Here is a 19782-nt window from a genome sequence, read left to right on the forward strand (position 1 = left end):
TACAGGTTGCCGTGCAGGCATATGGATCAGGAAGTCCACACCCTCAATTTAACTGTTCCTTAGCGCGTTGCCCTTCACGGGAGCTTCTGCCGATCATGAGCTGTACCGCGATCATAAGCACAGTGACCACAGCCAGGCCGGTCAGGGCAAGCCGGAATGAACCCGAAGCATCCAGGATGCGGCCTACTGCGAGGGGACCCAAGGCTCCGAGAATATAGCCGCCGCCCTGGCTCAGTGAGGACCAGGCGCTGGCCTCTTCCGCCCGCTGCGTCATGAGCAGCGGCAGCATGAGCGCCAGCGGGAACAATCCTCCGGCACCGATCCCGAGCAGGACTGCACTCAGGAATGGAGAGCCTGATCCGAGGAGCAACAGCAGTCCGCTTAGCTCGAACAGACTGCACAGCACCAGCCATAAGGTGCGCCGCTGGAATCTGGACGTAAGGATTGGCACCAGAATACTTACCGGAATCTGAATCAGGGTGAACAATGTGAGCAGGTTACCCGCATCATGACGGCTGTAGCCCATAGACATGGCTATCGGGGCCAGCCAAGCTGTCAGCGAATAGAAGACACTGGCCATCAGGCCGAAAAATACGGTCAGCAGCCAGGCCCGCTTGTTCGCCACGGGCAGCTTGGCGTGCACACTCTGAGCCTCCGGCTGCAGCGACTTTGCTGTAATTCTCCACCAAGCCGGGAGAGCTGCCAGGGAGAGTACCGCCCATACTGCCAGCGACAGCTGCCAGGAACTGTCCAACCAGGTGAACAAGGGAACAGACAGCCCTGCCGCCAGCGATGCGCCCAGCACCAACGCGGCAGAATACACACTTACCATAGCAGTACGCCCTGGGAAATAACGCTTAATGAAGCCTGACAACAGCGGACCGGCGATTCCGATTCCCACACCTGCTGCGAGTGCGGTCAGAATGAGCCCAGAGGCCGAGGATAACACGCCCCGCGCGGCAGTTGCCGCCCCGATGAGCACCATGGATGCAAAGATTGTACGTTCCATTCCGAAACGGCGGCTGATGCTCACTGCAACCGGTGCGAACAGGCCCATACACAGAACAGGCAGCGTAGTCAGCAGACTCGCCTGCAGGCTGCTCATTGCCAGGTCCCCCTGAATATTGCTAAGCAGCGGAGAGACGGACGTAATAACCGGACGCATATTTAATGAGGCAGCCAGTAGGGCGATGAATAATAACAGGAAAGGCAACGATATCAACTCCAAGTAGTATAATTTGTGTCATTCTTGTATAGCTCGAGTATAAATATGCGCCATACATTGTTCAATACTATTATTTCTATTATTATAATAGTATATAACTATGATTATTCTCTGAACGGAGTGATTCATTTGGAAACCCGCCATTTGCATTATTTTCTGGCTGTGTGTCAAGAACTGCATTTCACACGGGCCGCTGAGAAGCTGGGAATCAGCCAACCCACGTTAAGCCAGCAGATCAAGGTGCTGGAAGGTGAGCTGGGGCTCCCCCTCTTCGACCGGATCGGCAAAAGAATTGCCCTTACCGAGGCTGGTGCACTCCTGAAGGAGTACGCAGTCCAGATGGTACAGAATGAACACAGCGCCAAGGCGGCCATGGATGAACTGCGTCTAGACAACCGCGGCACCATCCGGCTCGGGCTGCTGCCTTCCGACCTTGATTACCAGTTAACACCGCTGCTGGTTAAATTCCACGAGGATTATCCAAATATACGGCTTCAGGTATTCGCCTCGACGGTCATTCAACAGGAGGTGCTGGATAACAAGCTGGACATCGGGATCTGTCTCCAGGGGCCGCGCGATGAACTGTTAACCAAGGTTGATCTGGGCTGGGAGCCGTATCATCTGATTGTCCGGGGGGATCACCCTTACGCTGCCAAGAGCCATATCGAGCTGTCTGAGCTTCAGAGTATCCAGCTTGTGATGTACCCGCGGACTTTTATCGGCAGAGAGCTGGTCGAGAACACCTGCCGGGAAGCCGGCTTCGCGCTGGAACCGATTATGGAGACCGGATCGGCCACCTCGCTGATCCAGCTGGTGCAGGCCGGAATTGGCGGTACCGTGCAGCCGGGCAGTCTCATGGACGCAATAAAGAACAGCGGACTCCGCTCCATTCCCATCCTGGATTCGCCGCCCATCCGCAAGCTCAGCTTAATCTACCGGGCAGACCGTTACATCACCAAAGCAACCCATACTTTTATCGGCTATCTGAAGGAGTTCTGGATGGATCACTTGGAATCTTCCCGTACCGATAATATAAGCACTAAGTCTCCAACCGATACGTAAATACGCTGCTCGCCTTCTTGTTATTGGTGAACATAAACTGTAATTCAGACCGATCTGCACTTACTCCGGTGAACTGAATTCCGTCATATGTGAACCCGGCCAGCTCTGTAGGATCGATACCGAATTCCTCATAAAGAACAACCGCCTGCTTAGCTACTGTATCAATTAGAGTAAGTATGCCGTCTTGTGAAGAACGGACAATCAGAATACTGCCGCTTATCCCTTCAATAGTATAGGTTGCTTCTGGTGTCCCTGCCAGCTTGGAGTGATTCCAGATCTGCTTGACGGAACCATCCGGGGCGATTAAGCGAACAGAATGACCGTCATTCATCACGGCATTTCCTTCATAGATCTTGATATCCTCAGGGGAGAACTGCCAGTAATTCGCTTTAGATTGGCGCAGGATAACCCCTTTTCTCACGAACAGATTGTATACGGTCAGGTTTATGGATGGCTCCCCGCTGCTATATTGAATGGTCACCAAGTCGGCATCATCAGATATCTTCTCGGCAGTAATCCGGGTGCCTGCAATATAATATGGATCAAGCTTTGCTGTAGAAGCTCCCACCGTATGAACCTTACCCGTGATATCTCTTTTGTACAAGGTGCCGTCTACCCCATTCAAGAAATATGCGTTCTTGTTAGTCAGGCCTTCACCGGCGAATTCAGGATAGCTGATGTACGCTTCACGGTGGACGGCATCCCACTCCAGTGACCCGCCAATCGCATCATTCACGAAGCGTAGAGGGATATAGAGCTGCTTGTTCACCTGCTGGAAGGCAGCGGAATAGGTGATCTGCTTCCCGTTGACAGAAGCGTGAGTGCTGCCGATCTTCATGCTGCCCTGCGTGAGCAGATTCTGAATGGTGAGCATTCTGGAATGCTCGTCATATGTAATAGTCGCCCCTCTCACATACAGCTTATCCAGCGAGAGCATGACTGTATTGTTGATTAGCGTAGCGCCCCCAGCGGTTGAAGTAATCTGCTCTTTGTTCAGATAGACCTGGATCGCGGGTGCCCCAGCAGTGGCGGACTGAGTTGTACCGGAGGCAGCAACAGCGGGGGCAGGAGAATGAGCCACGCTCGTGACAAGAATACTAATTCCAATGATCTGCATGAGCTTTTTGAATGTAATCATAACGTACCCCCTTCATTTCTCAGAAAATACCATATTTCCTATCATAGCATATTACAGATGGTACAGCCGAATACTAAATGGTAGACTAAGCAGAAACGGCTTTACTGTCCTTTTAGGGACGGCACCGTTTCAGCGAGAAATATAAGGAAAATACACGACTCAACCGTTAACGAATTGAGAACTTAGGAGAGAATAACCCGATGGCCAAATGGGATAATATGCTCGCAATGCTGTGGATGCTGAGGTCCGGCAAGAAGCTTACTGCCGCTCAGATTGCAGATCAGCTGGAGATCAGTGTCCGCACGGTGTACCGGTATATCGATGCCTTATGTGCCAGTGGGGTGCCGGTAGTCGCCGAATCGGGGCATGACGGCGGGGTACATATTCTGGAGAGCTTCAGTGAGACGCCCCTGTTCTTCAGCTCCATGGAGCTGAGAGCGCTGCTCGATGCCTATAAATTCGCGCAAAGCGCTGGCTATCCCTTCGCCCTGGAGCTGGAAAACGCACTCAAAAAGGTAGAGAACGGACTGCACGATGAACAGCGCCAAGACCTGTCGCTGCAGACAGGCATTCTCGATGTGATCGCTCCGTCCCGCCCCCCGTCTGTCGTCCCTTTGCTGCGGGAGCTGGAGCAGGCTGTGAAGGCGGGCCAGACGGTTCACCTCACCTACCGGAAAGTGAATGCAGCACAGAACGAGGAGCGTGTAGTGGATCCGTATGGCCTGGCTTACGACCGTTCGGAATGGTATATGGTTGGGTTCTGTCACCGGTCACAGGCCATGCGGACCTATCGTGTGGACCGCATTGTCAAGCTTGCGTTAACGGAAGCCTGCTTCCCTAAGCCGGAGCCCTTCTCGGTATCTGATTATTTCCGCACCCAGCTGGAGCTGGAGCTGGAAGAAAATGCTCCTCAGCTCATGATCCGTATCGAAGGAGAGCCGGATGCGCTGAACAAGCTATGCGGCAACTGGCATCTGCGGCACTACCTTACGGAGCGGACCGACCGGGAGGCGAGGTTCCTGCTGGATGCTCCCTCTATGAATAAATACCTTCCCAAATATCTGTTGAGCTTCGGCACTTCCATACGTATTCATGAGCCTCTGGAGCTGAAGGAGCAGATTCAGGAATTGGCCTGTGCGATTAGCAGACATTACAGGAACGATGGGGTTTAAATTTCATTGACATCCTCTGTCAGATTTGCCCGCAAATTGCCGTCTGGACTGCAGAAGCGAAAGACATTCCGGTGGATGGCATGCAGCAAGAAATGACTATGGTACTCTGCCTAACAAAACAGCTCCTGCTGCATATTTGCGGCAGGAGCTGTTTTGTTACCTTATGTGCTGAGGAGTTGTTGCCATTAAGCGCCGGCCAAGGCCGTAACCTGAACCTTGAGCTCATTTACCTGCTTACGCATGTCTTGAGCTTCCTTCTGCTGCTTCTGAACCACCGTAGTCAGTACGCCGATAATGTCCATCAATACTACAGACTTGTGATCCGCAGTAGAGAAAATCTGTGGCACATCCTCGGCGATGAAGCCGATATTCTGCTGCTTGCCGTTCTCCGTCTTGTAGTTGAAGGTCACCGGCTTCAGCTTGTTCAGCAGCTCCAGCGCCTTCTTCACCGGCAGGCTGGCAATGTTTTCCTTGTAGGTCCGGGAGGAGGTCTGCGCGAAGTTCGTTGCCCGCAGGTTGCCGTTCACATCCAGCTTGTAGTTATCTGCTGGCGCTTTGCCAATCCCGACATTGCTGCTGGAATCTAGCGTTAATGCGCCCGCCACCTGGACAAGTTCATCATAGACAGAATCCTGGCAGACCAGCTTCTGCATACTTCCCTCAATGCCCGCCTGCCATGTGTTTGCCGTAGTATCCCAGAGAATCTGTGCCTTCTTATCCTTGCCCCGGTCAAGCTCAATCCCCCGGGTAACCGTCAGGCTGCCGCTGATCTTGGCATCCTTCACTGTCAGTGTATCACTGAGCTTCAGTTCCTTTGCTGACAATGTGCCTGTGAAGGCGGCGTCCTTCGCGGTGAACATTCCTGTAATTTCGGTATCCGCTGCCTTTAGTAATGTATCGATCACTGCGTTCTTCACGGATAACGATCCGTTCACAACAGCATCAGTGACGGTTAACTTCCCGGATACCGCCGCATTACCGTTCACATCCAGCTTGGCGGCCGGTGCAGCGGTGCCGATTCCGATATTGCCGGAAGCCACCTTAAGCACAGCGTTCAGATCTGTAAGCTCCTTATGCGTATGACCGCTGTACGAGAGCTGTTTCAGGCTGCCTGCAAGTCCCAGTTGCCATTCAGCCATCGTTTCGTTCCATACAATCTGTGCCTTGGCACCTGTACCCCTACCCACATCAATCCCCCGGCTAAGCGTAAGGCTGCCCGTAACATCAGCATCCTTCGTGCGGAGCATTCCGCTAAATTCGGTATCCGCAGCCGTTAACATGCCGCTGACTGCCGCGTCTGTAACAGTCATACGGCCGGATACCGCCGCATTGCCGTTCACCTCAAGCTTGGACGTTGGCGCTGCGGTGCCGATTCCGACATTCCCGGAGGCGATCTTCAGCACCCCGGTCAGCTCCGACAGCTCTTGGTGTGTATGGCCGCTGTAGGAGAGCTGCTTCATGCTTCCTGCAATTCCCGCCGTCCAGACATCCTGAGCTTCATCCCAGAGCAGCTGTGCCTTCTGATCCGTTCCTCTGTCCACTGCAATTCCCTTACTGAGGGTAAGATCGCCGGTGATGGCAGCATCCTGAGCGGTGAAACCTCCGCTGACGGTGACTTCCTTAAGCGCAGCCAGGCCGCTGATCTTTGCACTTGCTGCTGCCAAGCCACCGCTTAATGAAGCCTCTGTGACCGTCAATGATCCGCTGACCACGGCATTCCCTTTGACCTCCAGCTTAGCGGCCCGGGCATCCGTACCAATCCCGACATTGCCTCCATCAACAGTGATTGCCTCCGCCAGAGCAGCATACTCGGGGTGGATATGTCCCTTGAATTCTATGGTCTTCAGGGTATCTGAAACTCCGGCCAGCCATTCATCTGCAGTCTCATCCCATAGCAGCTGGGCTGGAAGAGCGCTGCCGCCGCGGAATACCTCCAGACCGGCATTTTGAACAATGTGATCACTCTTAGGGTCATATTTGTTAACTCTTATAATGTTGTCCTCAACCTCAAGCTGAGCCGCATTGATCGTCACAACATCGCCATTCACCGTCAGATTCCCGTTCACCGTCAGATCCTTGGAGATGGAGGCGCTGACTGCACTAAGCTCCCCACGGATTACTGTATTGCCTTGAACATCAAGCTTGGACTTAGGGTCAGGGCTTAAGGTTCCGATGCCGACCTCTCCGTTTTTGGTAACACTGAACAAGCTGTCTCCGCCAGTTGCTCTAACATCCAGCAGGGCCAGCGGGGCCGTAGTTCCGATGCCGATATAACCCTTTGCATCCGAAGACAAGGTAACCGCATTGCCTAGCGGATTGAACAGCTGATGCTGGCCGCCCTTCCCGGTGCCGAACTCAGCGAACTTCTCCCCATCGCCATAGAACCAGGAATTCAGCTCATTATTCCAGTAGATCCGGGCATTCGGCAGGAGAATTCCATCTTTATTCAGACCGCGAGGAGCTTCGAACCCTCCGGCAGTCACATTCCCGGACACCACCGCATGATTGCTAATTACGGCACCCGCTGCATTTATCCCTTTGTTAAAAGAAGCCGTGCCTTCGAATACAGCATCACTATGAGCGGTCAGCTTACCTGAGAAGGATGCCGCGCCAGAGACCTCTGTCTCCGTCCGGAAGACCGCCTTGCCTGCCACATCCAGCACTTCAGTCGGATTATCCGTGCCCACACCCATTTTGCCGCTGCGGGTCAGGCTGAGTACCGTTCTGCCGGCAGTGCCCAGCTTCCAGCGGTCCTTGGCCCACTTGATCTGCGCGTTAGTCTCGGTGCCTTGCAGCACCTCAATGCCGTCTCCGACCGTCACTGTTCCTGCAATTGCCGCGCTGGCGGCAGTGACTGCTCCTGTAATTGCAGCACCCGCAGCCTTCACTGCACCGGAGGCTTGGATATTGCCGGATGAATCGACTACAACCGCCGCACTATCCGCAGGTGTTGCCAGCTGCCACTGGTCCTTGACCTCATCCCAGGCAAGCTTGACCGGATTCTGATCCGGGCCGCGATAGATCTCCAGTCCGCCGCCTGCAAGAGACTTGACTGTTCCAGCATCCTTATTAAGGGTAATCCAGGGACTGCCGATATCTAGCTCATCCGTGGCAATTTTGGCCGAGGTTCCCCGGATCTCCAACTCTCCGGCTACCGTCAGATTGCTGCCCACCGTCAAGTCATGGTGAATATCCACATCCCCTTCGGCGCTGGCGCTCAGTGCCAGAATGTCACTCTTCGGATTGTACAGCTGGCTATGAAGATGAAGAGCATCCGCACTCGCCATCTGTGTCAGCTTGTCCCAGGAGCTGCCGCTGGCGACATTCTCCAGCGAATTTCCGATACCCACCTTCCACTTCCGCTCGCTTTCGTTCCAGAACATCCGGGCAGGCGGCTGCGATTCGCCCCGGAACACTTCGATGCCGCTCTCGGCGGCTGGCGGGGTATCCCCTGCGAATTTGTTGATCTCAATGACGTTATTGGTGACGACCAGATCCTCACGGTTAAGCGTGGTCGTGGTGCCTTTGACGATCAGGTTGCCGTCTACCTTAACCAGACCCTGAACCGCCAGACCGCCGCTGACTTCCACCCCGTTATTGACGGTCAGGGAGCCCTGTACCTCAGCATCATTGATCATTTCAAAATCACCATCTGCTGTAACCTGGACAGCCGTATTGCCCGCGCTATCGCTCAGGGAATTGTGCCGGTGCAATCCATCGGCATCCGAGCTGACCCCTCCGGTCAACGCATCCCAATTACTTCCGTAGGCTATATTGGACAGTTCATCGCCGAGTCCCAGCTTCCATCTGCCATCCGTCTCGTCCCAGAGCAGCTTGGCGCTCGGGTTCAGCTTGCCCCGGTAGACCTCAATACTGCTCTGTTTCAGGGAGGAACTGTTCCCCTCGAATTTATTAAGTTCAATCCGGTTGCTGACCACCACCAGATCTTCCTTTTTGACGAAGGTAGTGGTGCCCTTGACCGTCAGATTACCTTCAATCGTGGCCGATCCTCCGACACTCAGGTCCGACTTCAGCGTTGTACTGCCCTTGGCCAGCAGCGTACCGCCGAGCTCCATATTCCCGGATGCCGACAGCCGTCCCTGTCCGTCTGCCGAGAGAATCGTTCCGCCGGACGGTGTACTCAGTGTGCTGTGCTTGTGGGAAGCATCCGCCACGGACCCGCTGGTCAGCGTGTCCCATTTGTTCCCGTAGGGAATGTCGGACATGCTGCCTTCAAGCCCGATTCTCCACTTGCGGTCTGCTTCGTTCCACTCCATGCGTGCTGCCGGAAGCTGACTGCCCCGGTAGACATCCAGCCCTCCCTTGTTACCCAGAACTGAGTGGTCTTCCGCCTTATTGACCGTAAGGAAGCTGTCTGCTACCTCCTGCTCAACCTTCCGGATGACCACCTCTTCTTCCCGGACGATCAGCTTGTTCACGGTCAGAGTCTCGCCGACCATCAGCTCATGGGGGATATTCACATTGCCGTCCGCACCGATCTCCAGCGCAAGCAGGCTCTTGTCTTCATTATGGAACTGCCTGTGGGTATGCAGAGCATCTGCATTCCGGTTGCCGCCAGTCAGCTCCTCCCACTGCTTCCCGTCAGGAATATTGGTCATATCCCCGTTAGCGGTGCCGGTCTGCCAGGATTTCACAGCTTCATTCCAGGCTATCTTGGCATTGGGCAGCGTGGCTCCCCGGAAGACCTCCAGGCCATCCTTCTGGGATACCAGCGTCCCGGATACGCTCATCCCCCGGTCAACTAGGACCGTCCCCTCGTTGTCCGTGCGAAGTGACGGCTTGCCATCCGCAGCCTTCAGCTGGCTGTGGCTATGCAGACTATCCGCATTCGCACCGTGATGCAGCTGCTCCCAGTCTGCGCCATAAGCCACCTTGGACATTCCGCTGGCGTCGTCACCTGCCTGCACTTCGGTTCCAATCATCCAGCTCTTATTCTTCTCATCCCATTGCAGCTTGGCGCTGGAATGATCCTTGCGCAGGATCTCGATGCCCATCCGGTCATCTTCAGCCACATTCTGATTCAGGGTGACTTTGCTGCCGCCAATGATAACCTGGGGAACATCCAGCATCGCCATCCCACCGCTGACTTCAATCCCTTGCTTCGCGGAGAAGGGCCCCTCCATGGTCGATGCGCCGGAGACCTCCAGATCGCCGGACTCATTCACCTTGAACACCGCTGCGCTGCCCGAGGTTACAGATAACGTGCCGTCTATATCCACTGATCCATAAGTGCTGATGGCCCCCGCCTTGATGTCACCCGTGAACTCTGTCAGCAAAGCGTGAACATTAAGCCGGCTCCCTTCCTCGCCATCGAGGTCCTTCGAATTGCTGAGGAAAGGCGTCTCAGGCTTCTTCTCTTTGCCGATAATGATCTGATCCGCCTTAAGCACCGTCCCGCCTGCGGCCTTCGTCACCAGCTGAGACCCGTCAACATCCGTCTCATAGATCCCGCCGATTGTTAAGGACCCGTCCTGGGAATGCTTCAGATTCACCCGGGCCAGCAGGATATTCTGGTGTACATCTGCGGGCTTCCGGGAGCTTACTTCTATTTTGGCCTGCTCCAGCACATGGATGGGATTATTTCCTCCCTTGAGCAGATCTTTATCCGTCAGCTCTTCCTGATAGCTGATGTAAATATAGATCTGATCCGAAGTGCTGTACCTCGAGAGGTTAATCACCCGATTAGGGTGAGCGTCACTGACCATAATTTCCTGGCTGATCTCCTCATTGTGCTCCGGGTCGGTGACACGGTTGAGAGCAAAGCCCGGAGCAATCTCAATGGTTATCCCGTCCCGCATGGTGACCTTAAGCCCATCCACGACTCCCCAATCATGGAAATGACGGTTATGCAGCTGCCGCACACGCTTATGGTAATTCTGATCCAGCGTCAGATCCTCTTCCTTCAGCAGCAGCCCGTTGAAATAATTCATGCGTTTCATATCCTTTGGCACAATCCCACTCCTCCCGGCTCTTCATAGTTACAGCTTGCTTAGGCCTGAACGGACTCCTCTTCAGCGGCAGCCAGCTCCTCCAGCACCTGTATGGCCCCGCTGATGCGTGTCAGGGTATATCCCAGATTGGTACGCTTCTCGTCCAGCTCCTGGATCATCTGCCGCCCGGATTCCAGCTCTGCCTTCAGTTCATTCATACGTGCTTCCAATTGTTCTTTCATAAGTTCATCCTCCTAAGGTTTAGGCACCCTGCAGGGTGTCGATTTGTTTTTGCATTCTTGTAATTGCCTTCTGCTGATCCTTCATGACGCTGGTCAGAACGGCAATGATATCCATCCCGCTGATCGCCCGCTGATCCGGATCGGCCAGAACAGCAGGTACTTCTTCCGCAATGAAGCCGAGGGTCTTTTGCTTGGTGCCTCCTTTGTATTTAAAAGAGACCGGATTTAGCCCGTCCAGCAGCTGCTTCGCTTCCTTGACCGGAATATCCGCAATATTGTCCTTCAGCTCGCGCGAGGACCACCAGTACATGCTGCCGTTGGCATAGACCCCGCCGCTGGCATGAAGATAGATGCGGTCGCCGGCATCATTAGAGACTCCGATGTCCAGCACGCAGTTCTCCCCGCTGGTCGGATAGTACTTGATCCAGGCCGAGTCGCCGCTGCCTCCGCCGGGATCGGACGGGAAGATAATCCCGTTGTTGCCGCTGCCCGCGCTCGGGATCAGGGCATTTCTCACTTCCAGGCTGCTGTGGACAGAAGCATAAGACCAGTCGTTGCCGTAATTGAGCACCAGATGGCTGCCATTATCAACTAGCGCCCGGCCGGGAGCCCCCCGGCGTCCGGGATAACCGATGCAGAAATCAGCGCAGCGAACAGTGGCGGCGAATTCCTCAGCCACATCCAGCTTTTTGAATTTGCCGGCGAAGTTAAATACGTCTGTCTTGATACTGCCTTTGATCTCAAGATCACCGCCAATATAGGCGCCCCCCTTCACCTGCAGGGAGCCATTGACATCGAGATTGTCCCAGATGGAGACTCTGCGGACTCCCGACATCCCGTTACCCGCGATCATCAATGAATTGTAGTTCGTGGTATCGTTACTGATCTCGGCATTCTTGGGGGATTGACCCGTGAAGCCTGTCCATCCAGAGGTGAAGCGAACCGGATTCTGCCCGCTCAGAATACGCATTTCCCCTGCCACGTCCAGCTTGTCCGCAGGCTCCAGTGTGCCGATGCCCACATTACCGGAAGCTATCAGAGAGATATGGTCACTCCTGTCATTGGAGGTACCGATCTCCAGTGTGCAATCCTCGCCTGTACGGGGATAGTACTTGATCCAAGCCTGATCATACCCGCCTCCGCCCGGATTGGCCGGGAATATAATGCCGCTGTGCTCCCCGTTCCCCGCGCTAGGAATAATCTCCTGGGAGGCCTGCATTGTCCCGTTCACATACAGAAATCCGTTCACATCCAGCCGGTCCCAGATAGCGACCTTTCTCTTCTGCCCGGCAGAGTTATTGCCGACTATCATCAGGGCCTTGTAGTCTGTAGTATCGTTACAGATCTCCGCACCGTTCGTCTGTTTGTCGGGAAAGCCCGTCCAAGCCGAGGTGAAGCGGAGCGGGTTCCGGCCGCTGAGCAGGCGTACGCTGCCCTCGACATCCAGCGAATCCTCCAGTACCTTCTGCGGGCCGATGCCGACATAGCCGTTCTTATTCCAGGATAATGCCTGCTTGTCTGTGCGGGAGCCATCAGCATTAACCGTCCGAGTACCGAGTGCCCCGCCGCTGCCGCCGAATAACACCGGACCCTCTACCTCTGCCGCAGCGAAGGGCTTCCCGGCGCCGAACCAGCCCAGGCCATGCGAATGGTCAACCGTGTCCGGGTTCGTCCCCTTCAGCAGCAGGATTCTGTCATCCTGAAGGGCAAGATCAGCATCACTGTACAGCTTGCCCGCTCCAGTGAAGCCTAAGCTCAGGCCTGATGGCGAAGACAGCTTACTGTGCCGGTGCAGCAGATCAGCGAATTCAGACTTGATCAGGCTGTCCCACTCGTTGCCGTAGGCAATGGTCTTTAGATCGTTGCCAAGCCCGGCCTTGAAGCATTTATCCTCCTCCACCCAGACAATCCGCGCATCATGCTTGCCCTCGTCGCCCCGGTATACCTCCAGACCGCCATCACGCGCACCGGGAAATACATAGTTCGGATCATCCGTGTTGGGGCTATTTACCTCGACGAAGCTGTTCATAATCCGCATCTCGCTCTGGGCCTTGTCCTTGCTCTTCAGAATCAGCTCGCCCTCAATCGTTAGCGCTCCGGCTACGCTCATAGCCCCGGTGAAGCGTGTCTCGGGAGCTCTGATCTCCAGCACTTTGCCAGCCTGCAGTGTAGACATGGACGGCATCGCTGCCAGAACGGCTTCACTCAGCCCCGCGCTGTCCATGCTGTCTTCACTCTGAACCGGGATTACCAGCTTCTCCGTGACCAGCTTCTTGCCGGCGGCACCGGCATAGGTTCTTAAGGGCGTCCGGGCCGCATCGCTGTCGTAATCGTATATACATGTACTGTCGATGGTCACTCCCGCCCCATCGGTACGGGGAACCACCCGGGCCAGAAGGATCGTGTCCGTACCCTCAGGCTTGGTGGTCCCATAACTGATTTTCCCCCGCTCCCAGATATGGATCTGTTCCCCTTGTCCACGCTCGATGCTGTAGTCGGCCTTCACCTCTTCATAGCTGACCCAGATGTAGATATTCTCATTGGCGTTATACTCGGAGAGGTTGACCGGATTATCCGGATGCCCCTCATAGATCAGGATTTCCTGGCTGATGCTCTCATACTTGTCACCATTCTTGACCAGCACCAGATTCAGGGCCAGCCCCTCTGCAATATTCACCTTCATGGATTCCCCCGGCTTCGCAGAGGGCAGTACCTTGAGCCCGCATACAATCCCCCAGGTATGCAGATAGCGGTTATGCAACCGCTGCAGGCGCAGATGAAATTCCTGATCGAGCATGTAATCCTCAGCGTTCAGGAAGAGCCCGTCAAAGTAGCGCATTCTTCTTAATTCTTTTCCCATGATTCGCTTGCCTCCCGGTCTATAATCTCTATTGCTCTGTCATACCCCCGACTAAGGTCTCCATCCCCACACGCCCATAGACCCCCAGACGCATAGACGGAACTTCAATATTCAAGCTGGAATTGGTGTAAAAGGGCCGCTCCTTCCGGATCACCTCCTGCAGATTCCGCACCTTCTGCTGCAGCAGGCTCCGGCTGTACGCCGGGAGGATGATATGGACGGAGAAGTAGCTCGGCTCAGCCGCCCCGACCATCGTATTAATGCCTATACGCCGGGCGTTACCGAGACGGACAGGCTCCTCGTAGCTATAGATATGGATGGCCGCCTCTTCACCGGCGTGAACCTGCAAATATTCGGCCAGACCGCCCAGGGTTCCGCGTTTCTTATAGAGCTGGACGATGCTGCTGATCAGCTTGCGGTTAACGGTGCTGCGGGTGTCCGCAAGCGGAAGAATCTGCGTAGGGGCAAGCGTGCGCTCCTGGTTATCCTCCTCACCGTCATACTCCACACCTTCCGCCAACTGGAGGCCTACCCAGCCTGCAAGCCAGGGCAGAAACTGCGAGGGAGCCGTCTGCGGATCGAAGTATTGTTGCAATCCGTCCAGCAAAGCTTCCATTCCCGCAGATTCCGCGCCTGCCGTCCCCGTATTGCCCGAGAGCATGGCTTCGAAGGCCTTCAGGAACCGTCCCAGAAAAAACTGTTCATCCGGCTCCCCCGATTTCTGCTGGAACACCCGGGGGAGATACTCGACATAACTGTATCCGTCTGTCTTGCTCATGCTTCCACCTCAATCTTCAGGTCCTTCAGCTTAAATAACTGGAACGGCAGCAGGTCAGGCGAGTCCAGGTTCACGCTGGTCACATGATCAATGCCGGCGATTCCCTCTACCAGATGATACAGATCCGAGGCGTACAGCTTCCTCCCCGGAAGCCAGCCCTGTCCGTGCTCCCCCCCGTTAACCGGGTCCAGAAACTGTGCAATGCTGCCATGGACGATGCTTCCGATGCTCTGATTCCCGGCGGCAACCGTCATCTCAATCACAACATCCCGGTAATCTGGCTCAACAACATGGACTCGGGTCGTCAGCAGCTTGCTCTGCTCCAGGATGGCTTTAACCTGTTGCTTGATCTCCGCCATGTCTCTGCGCAGATCCTGCTGATTCGCGGTCTGGAGCACCAGAACTACGGACACATGCCCGAAGGCTTCTTTATCCCGCCCGGTGCCGTTCTCCATATCCGTATTAATCAGACAGAGCGTACGGACTGCAAGGTCTGGATACGTGGTCCGAATCCCCGGGATATCCAGCAGGCTCTGCCTCGCCAGCAGCTGGTAATCTTCTGCCGTCACAGCCCTATAGCATTCGGAGAACTGCTTCGCCCCGCGTGATATTCCGCTGGCGAGCTCCTCCCCGTCCTCCAGGGTGATACCAAGCAGCTTGAGGAACTGCTGCCTGCTCTCATCGGTCACCTGGTCAAGCCTGTAGAGAACCATCTCCGTGAAATAGGCGAACAGCTCCACCAGGGTAATGCCGGGATCGGAGGGATTATAGTTCGTCCAATCCGGATCGTAGAGCGGAATCAGCGCAGTGGCATCGGCCACAAGCTGGTCAAAGCTAAGATCATCCAGCTTCAATACTGGAAGCGGCATAAGTTCTTCCTCCTTTCTGTAGTTACGGCTCCAAAGTATTACAATGCGGACACCGCACCACTGTGTCCGGAATACCGGACAGCCCCGTCAGATACCTCCGCTCTTCCCTGCGGATAGTCTCCAGCCCGCACGCTGCCGTGGTTGCGGTCAAATCATGCAGCAGGCCCGCCCGCTTATCCATAAGATACGGAAAGGGATGTTCCTCCGGCTTGTTCACCAGATGCAGCCCGCCGCAGATCAGCTCATCCTCTTCCAGATGAATATTGCCGCTGGTGAGGGTACGGATCTTGAGCGGTGTGGTGTTGATGTATTCATCCGTCCGGCTCAGGAAGACAATATCCTTCTCCTCGAATACAGCGGTCTTCACAACAAAGGTTACCGCCCCCGAATCCAGCCTACTCAGGATATACGTCCGGACCGTCAGATCATCCGTAAGATCAAATTCCAGATCGCTGCCCTCGGGATAGCTCTCTGCAAGCGGTTCTTCGTCAAGGGTCTGGCATTCGAGCATGTCACCGTCGATGGTGAGGACAATCAGCTCTACCGGCTTCCGGGATCTGTAGCGGAGCCTGATGATTCCGTTCTCCTTGAACCCTCTGAGCACCAGCGATTTCACTTCATCCCCGGCATCCACCGCCTCGGCAAGAGCAAATTGAAGCGCGTTGTCCTCAGAACGGACCAGACTGTATTTCGGATAAGCGGCCTGTGGCTTATACGGCCCGTTCTCAAGCGGCTCCAGCTTCAGCGTGAAGCATTGCACTGAAGCTTTGACGAGCACATCCGATACATAGTCAACACCCGGCGTATTCTTAATCACGGCATAGACCTCGGAGACATACAGGTTCTGTCCCAGCTCCCAGCCCTTGTTCCCGTCTGCGCCCTTCAGCGGATGAAAAAACTGCTTCAGGTTGTCAATGATCCGTCCCTCAGCTACCTTCCGCTGGTCCAGAGAGGTAAAGACTACGGTTGCCTCCACAGCAGTACGGACATAGTCCGGGCCAATGACTTCAATCCGCGGCTCGGCGGTGTTTAGAGGGGCTGAGATCCGTTCACACAGATAGGCTTCAATCTCACTGCGCAATTCCTGGCTCGGGACCGGCCTCGGATCGTCCGTCTCCGGCACCACGATCAGGGTAGCTCTACCCGGGGTGAAATCCAGCTCCCGGTTCATAGCACTAAGACATTTCACCTTGGCGATCTGAGGCATCGCCTCGCGCACCAGCCATTCCATGTCCTCAGCGGTTACGCCCCTGTTCCAGCTCTTCAGCGTATGCGGCCCGCGAAGCTCAGCCTGCTCTGCTTCCTCCTGATCGAAGCCGCCGTCCGCCGCCACCGGATTAGTTACGGAATCCAGCCAGCTGTAGCTGTCCCATATCCGGGATACCGAGCCTGCGGCTACATTCCCGGACGCTCCGCCGCCATGCTTGTAGTCACACACGATGTTGTCTGTGCCCATAGGCGGAATCATTCCGCTCCGTCCATCCCCGAACATGATCATTCCGGTGCTTCTGTCCAGCATATAGTGCCTTGAATCTGAACCGGATACGGAGAACGTATTGACTTCCTCCCACGGTATCCATGTCCCCTGACCTGTGGCTTCCCGGACCTTGAGAAGCTGGCCGGGCAGCACGGGTATTTTGGACAACTGAACGGTCTGATTCTCCTCACCGTTGCTGGAGCCCAGAAGCTCTCCCGCAGCGGTATTGGAATTGCGGGCCCAGACCGCGTTAGCGAGAATAGCGTCCACCTGCGGGACTATCTCGAACCGGCCTTCATCCAGCCGGGCACGTATCCAGTATTGCTCCGTGCCGAACAGCGGCCGTCTCGCAATATCTCCCGGCACGGCAAACTGCAGAATCTCCCTGCGGGTGAAGCCTCTGATCTCATCATTCACGCTGAGCGTCAGCCATCTTCTGCTGTCCCAATACTCCCACGCCACTACCGGACGTCCCAGCTGTTCACCGGTTAGCGGAAAGAAGAGCGACACGGGCAGATCGCTGATATCACGGTCAAAGCCCAGGTAGAAGGTCGGCTCCGTCTCGGTGCACGGATAGAAGGGCTTGAAATATTCGCCTTCGTTGCGGCAGGCCGCCGACTTGTCAGCGAAGCTGAAGTTATTCTCTGTAAGCACGGTCTGCGGGTGCGCCTCCAGTGTGTAGCTGTAGGCTATACTGAGCTTACGGATGGAAGGCGGCGCGTATGTGGCCTGGGTCACCTTGAGCTTGGCTACATTGATGCTGCCTTCTCCCAGCTTGACCTCTTCATCCTGATATTCGTATTTCGCATCCTCGCCGTAATTCCCGCCGGTGATGCGGGCCCGGACCCAGTACTGCTCTTCACCGCCCAGCGTCAGCTTCTGGATACCCGGACAGACGAAGCTCAGCGTTCCGCTGGCAGTAAGGCTGCTGACCGCACGGAGGGCAGCGCCGCCATAAGCTGCACCGCCTTCGTCCGTTCTCTCCTCAAGACCGGTGATCGCAAGCCATTCCTGCCCGTTCCAATATTCCCAGCCGATTCTCACATACGGTGTGTCCGGCAGCTTGCTGATCTCCGGCTCTGACAGCTCTACCCTCAGCGTAATTCGGGCACCCGGCTTCGAGAAGGCCTCCCCGCAGGCGATATAGAACGTATCATTGATTCTGGGCTTGTCCCCCAGCGGATAATAATCCTTGCCCATATCCAGCAGGTTCCCATTATTCACCGTCACATCCGGCGGGAGCGGCTGCGGACTCACCACGTTAAGCTCCAGGCGGATATCTTCGATATCCGGCATTTGCGTACCGGCAGTTATGGGCCTCTTCAGCTCAGCGAAAATCCATTTGCCCGGCCATTCCCGCAGCACCCCGGACGGTTCGTACCCGGCCAGCGTCTTCGTATGCACGCCAGTCAGCCGGTCGAACCGGACCACCGCCCTCCACAGAGCATCTTCGTCCTCTTGTGCTTCGGCTATCGAGGAAGGATACAGCTGCACAGAATTCCCTTCATCATCGAAACAGAACCAGTCGATATGGTTCAGCAGATCTCCGGTTCTATCCTGCTCCGGCGCGGCCTTGCTCAACGCGGCTGCATCCGGCTTGTTGAAATAGACCGATAAGCTGCTGCCCGCTTCCTGGAATCCGAGCAACTCTGTATGTCCCAGATACAATCTGTGGACAACTGTCGAATCCCCCCTGAACAGCCGGGCAGGTCTGCCGGCAGCTCCCCCGGCTAGCAGATGATCCTGATTGCTCCACTGGTCCTCCTGCGGATCGAGACTCACCGCCCGGACAGGCTGCGCCATAATGACGGTCAAATCCTTATCCGTCTCAAAAACTACCTCCGCCCCCTGCTCCGGCTGGGCGGATACCCGGGTTCCGGCCGGAACCGTGTTATAGCTGCCCGAATCCGGCTTCAGCCGGAAGAGCAGCGGAACTTTGGCAGCACGGGGCGGAGTAGGATGAATGCCGATCAGATTCAGGAAGGAGGTGAAATTCTTCGCAGGCGCCTGATTCAGCCGGCTGATTACTTTGCCCATCATCCCGGTGAAGATATGGACCAGGGCATCTGCCTTCTTGTCTGCCTCAAGCTCCGTCACATCCGTCCATTCCCGGCTGCAGTATTGGTAGATTAAGCGTCGTAGCTCGGGAACCAGCTGTTCCTGTTCCCGTTTATCAATAATAGGCATTTGGTTTGGCATTATTTCCCCACGCTTTCAAGGAAGAATGGATAGACCAGATTATATTTGCTGTTGCTGGCCCTGATTGAATAGTCAATGGACACCTCAAGCTCGGAGCGGTCTGAGCGCGGGGTGACCGTAATGTCGTCCACTTCAATGCGCGGCTCCCAGTTCTGCAAGGCTTCTTCAATGAAGCTTCGCAGCAAGGTTGCAGTGCTCATGGTATTGGGCGAGAACACCAGCTCGTTCAGTCTGCAGCCGAAATCCGGCCGCATGACCCGCTCGCCGCGGGCCGTTGACAGAATCAGAATAATGGATTCCCGGATGGAGTCTTCTCCACCGGAGGATCGGACGCTGCCCCGCTGGACAGCAAGCGGATACGTCCAGCCCCGTCCCAAAAAATCTACAACTTCCATCTCTCAGCCTCCTAGTAAGACCGTCCCCGCAGCAGACACTTTCCCTGCCGGAAGGTCGGCCGGATCATTGCATGTCACCGCCGGATCACCGTTTCTGGCAGCCTTTTTCCCGTTGATGAATACTGTTGTGCTTCCGGCGCTGATGGTCCCCTTATTGGTCGGCGGCTTCTGAAACGGGCCTCCCTGCGGAACATGAGCCGGCGTATTCGTAGCCGTAGAATCCACAGTGGCTGCCGGCTGCCCCATAATCTTGACATTCGTGCTCAGCGCACCGTCCAGAATCCCCGTGAAGGGATGCGGCAACGGGGTGGGAACCAGGCCTCCACCGGCCGGAAGCATGACGATATGCGTATCGGTCGCCAGAATCCGGTCCCCTTGCTTCGCTGCTGGCTGGCCCATAGAGGGCACCCCCTC

At 55.6% G+C, this 19782-nt stretch carries 12 protein-coding genes; 2 read left to right on the forward strand and 10 right to left on the reverse strand.

Annotation, left to right across the window (positions count from 1 at the left end; translation table 11 throughout):
* Positions 1–43: 43 nt before the first annotated feature.
* Complete coding sequence (locus NYE24_RS07135; protein ID WP_342478364.1) at positions 44–1213, reverse strand: MFS transporter; 1170 nt, start codon at positions 1211–1213, stop codon at positions 44–46.
* A gap of 132 nt (positions 1214–1345) precedes the next feature.
* On the opposite strand from NYE24_RS07135, the gene NYE24_RS07140 reads away from it, so the two are divergent.
* Positions 1346–2287 (forward strand): LysR family transcriptional regulator, encoded by a 942-nt coding sequence (locus NYE24_RS07140; protein WP_342478365.1) that lies wholly within the window; start codon positions 1346–1348, stop codon positions 2285–2287.
* Here the strand turns inward: NYE24_RS07140 and NYE24_RS07145 are convergent.
* Positions 2265–3425 (reverse strand): copper amine oxidase N-terminal domain-containing protein, encoded by a 1161-nt coding sequence (locus NYE24_RS07145; RefSeq protein WP_342478366.1) that lies wholly within the window; start codon positions 3423–3425, stop codon positions 2265–2267. The two genes, NYE24_RS07140 and NYE24_RS07145, sit on opposite strands and share 23 nt — an antisense overlap.
* A 200-nt stretch (positions 3426–3625) precedes the next feature.
* On the opposite strand from NYE24_RS07145, the gene NYE24_RS07150 reads away from it, so the two are divergent.
* Positions 3626–4597 (forward strand): YafY family protein, encoded by a 972-nt coding sequence (locus NYE24_RS07150; protein WP_342478367.1) that lies wholly within the window; start codon positions 3626–3628, stop codon positions 4595–4597.
* Positions 4598–4782: 185 nt separating this feature from the next.
* Here NYE24_RS07150 and NYE24_RS07155 read toward each other — a convergent pair whose 3' ends face one another.
* Genes NYE24_RS07155 through NYE24_RS07190 form a run of 8 tightly spaced genes read right to left on the reverse strand, consistent with a single transcriptional unit; the run spans position 4783 to position 19767 of the window.
* The gene (locus NYE24_RS07155; protein ID WP_342478368.1) at positions 4783–10569 is read right to left on the reverse strand and encodes a tail fiber domain-containing protein; all 5787 of its coding nucleotides are present in this window, start codon (positions 10567–10569) and stop codon (positions 4783–4785) included.
* 38 nt (positions 10570–10607) lie between these two features.
* A complete protein-coding gene (locus tag NYE24_RS07160; protein WP_036701070.1) occupies positions 10608–10790 on the reverse strand; it encodes a hypothetical protein in 183 nt (60 codons plus the stop codon).
* Positions 10791–10809: 19 nt separating this feature from the next.
* A complete protein-coding gene (locus NYE24_RS07165) occupies positions 10810–13650 on the reverse strand; it encodes a tail fiber domain-containing protein (protein ID WP_342478369.1) in 2841 nt (946 codons plus the stop codon).
* A gap of 28 nt (positions 13651–13678) precedes the next feature.
* Positions 13679–14428, reverse strand: a complete 750-nt coding sequence (locus tag NYE24_RS07170; protein WP_076160509.1) for a phage tail protein — start codon at positions 14426–14428, stop codon at positions 13679–13681.
* Positions 14425–15297, reverse strand: coding sequence for a hypothetical protein (locus tag NYE24_RS07175; protein ID WP_342478370.1), 873 nt, complete (start codon positions 15295–15297; stop codon positions 14425–14427). The genes NYE24_RS07170 and NYE24_RS07175 overlap by 4 nt, the downstream gene beginning before the upstream one ends.
* Before the next feature lie 22 nt (positions 15298–15319).
* Positions 15320–18961 carry a putative baseplate assembly protein gene (locus tag NYE24_RS07180; protein ID WP_342478371.1) on the reverse strand — a complete coding sequence of 1214 codons (3642 nt, stop codon included), beginning with the start codon at positions 18959–18961 and terminating at the stop codon, positions 15320–15322.
* Positions 18962–18972: 11 nt separating this feature from the next.
* A complete protein-coding gene (locus NYE24_RS07185) occupies positions 18973–19368 on the reverse strand; it encodes a GPW/gp25 family protein (RefSeq protein ID WP_036701060.1) in 396 nt (131 codons plus the stop codon).
* A gap of 3 nt (positions 19369–19371) precedes the next feature.
* The gene (locus NYE24_RS07190) at positions 19372–19767 is read right to left on the reverse strand and encodes a PAAR domain-containing protein (protein WP_036701058.1); all 396 of its coding nucleotides are present in this window, start codon (positions 19765–19767) and stop codon (positions 19372–19374) included.
* Positions 19768–19782: the final 15 nt, after the last annotated feature.

The sequence above is a fragment of the Paenibacillus sp. FSL H7-0350 genome (genome assembly GCF_038593195.1).
Taxonomy (GTDB): Bacteria; Bacillota; Bacilli; order Paenibacillales; family Paenibacillaceae; genus Paenibacillus_AQ.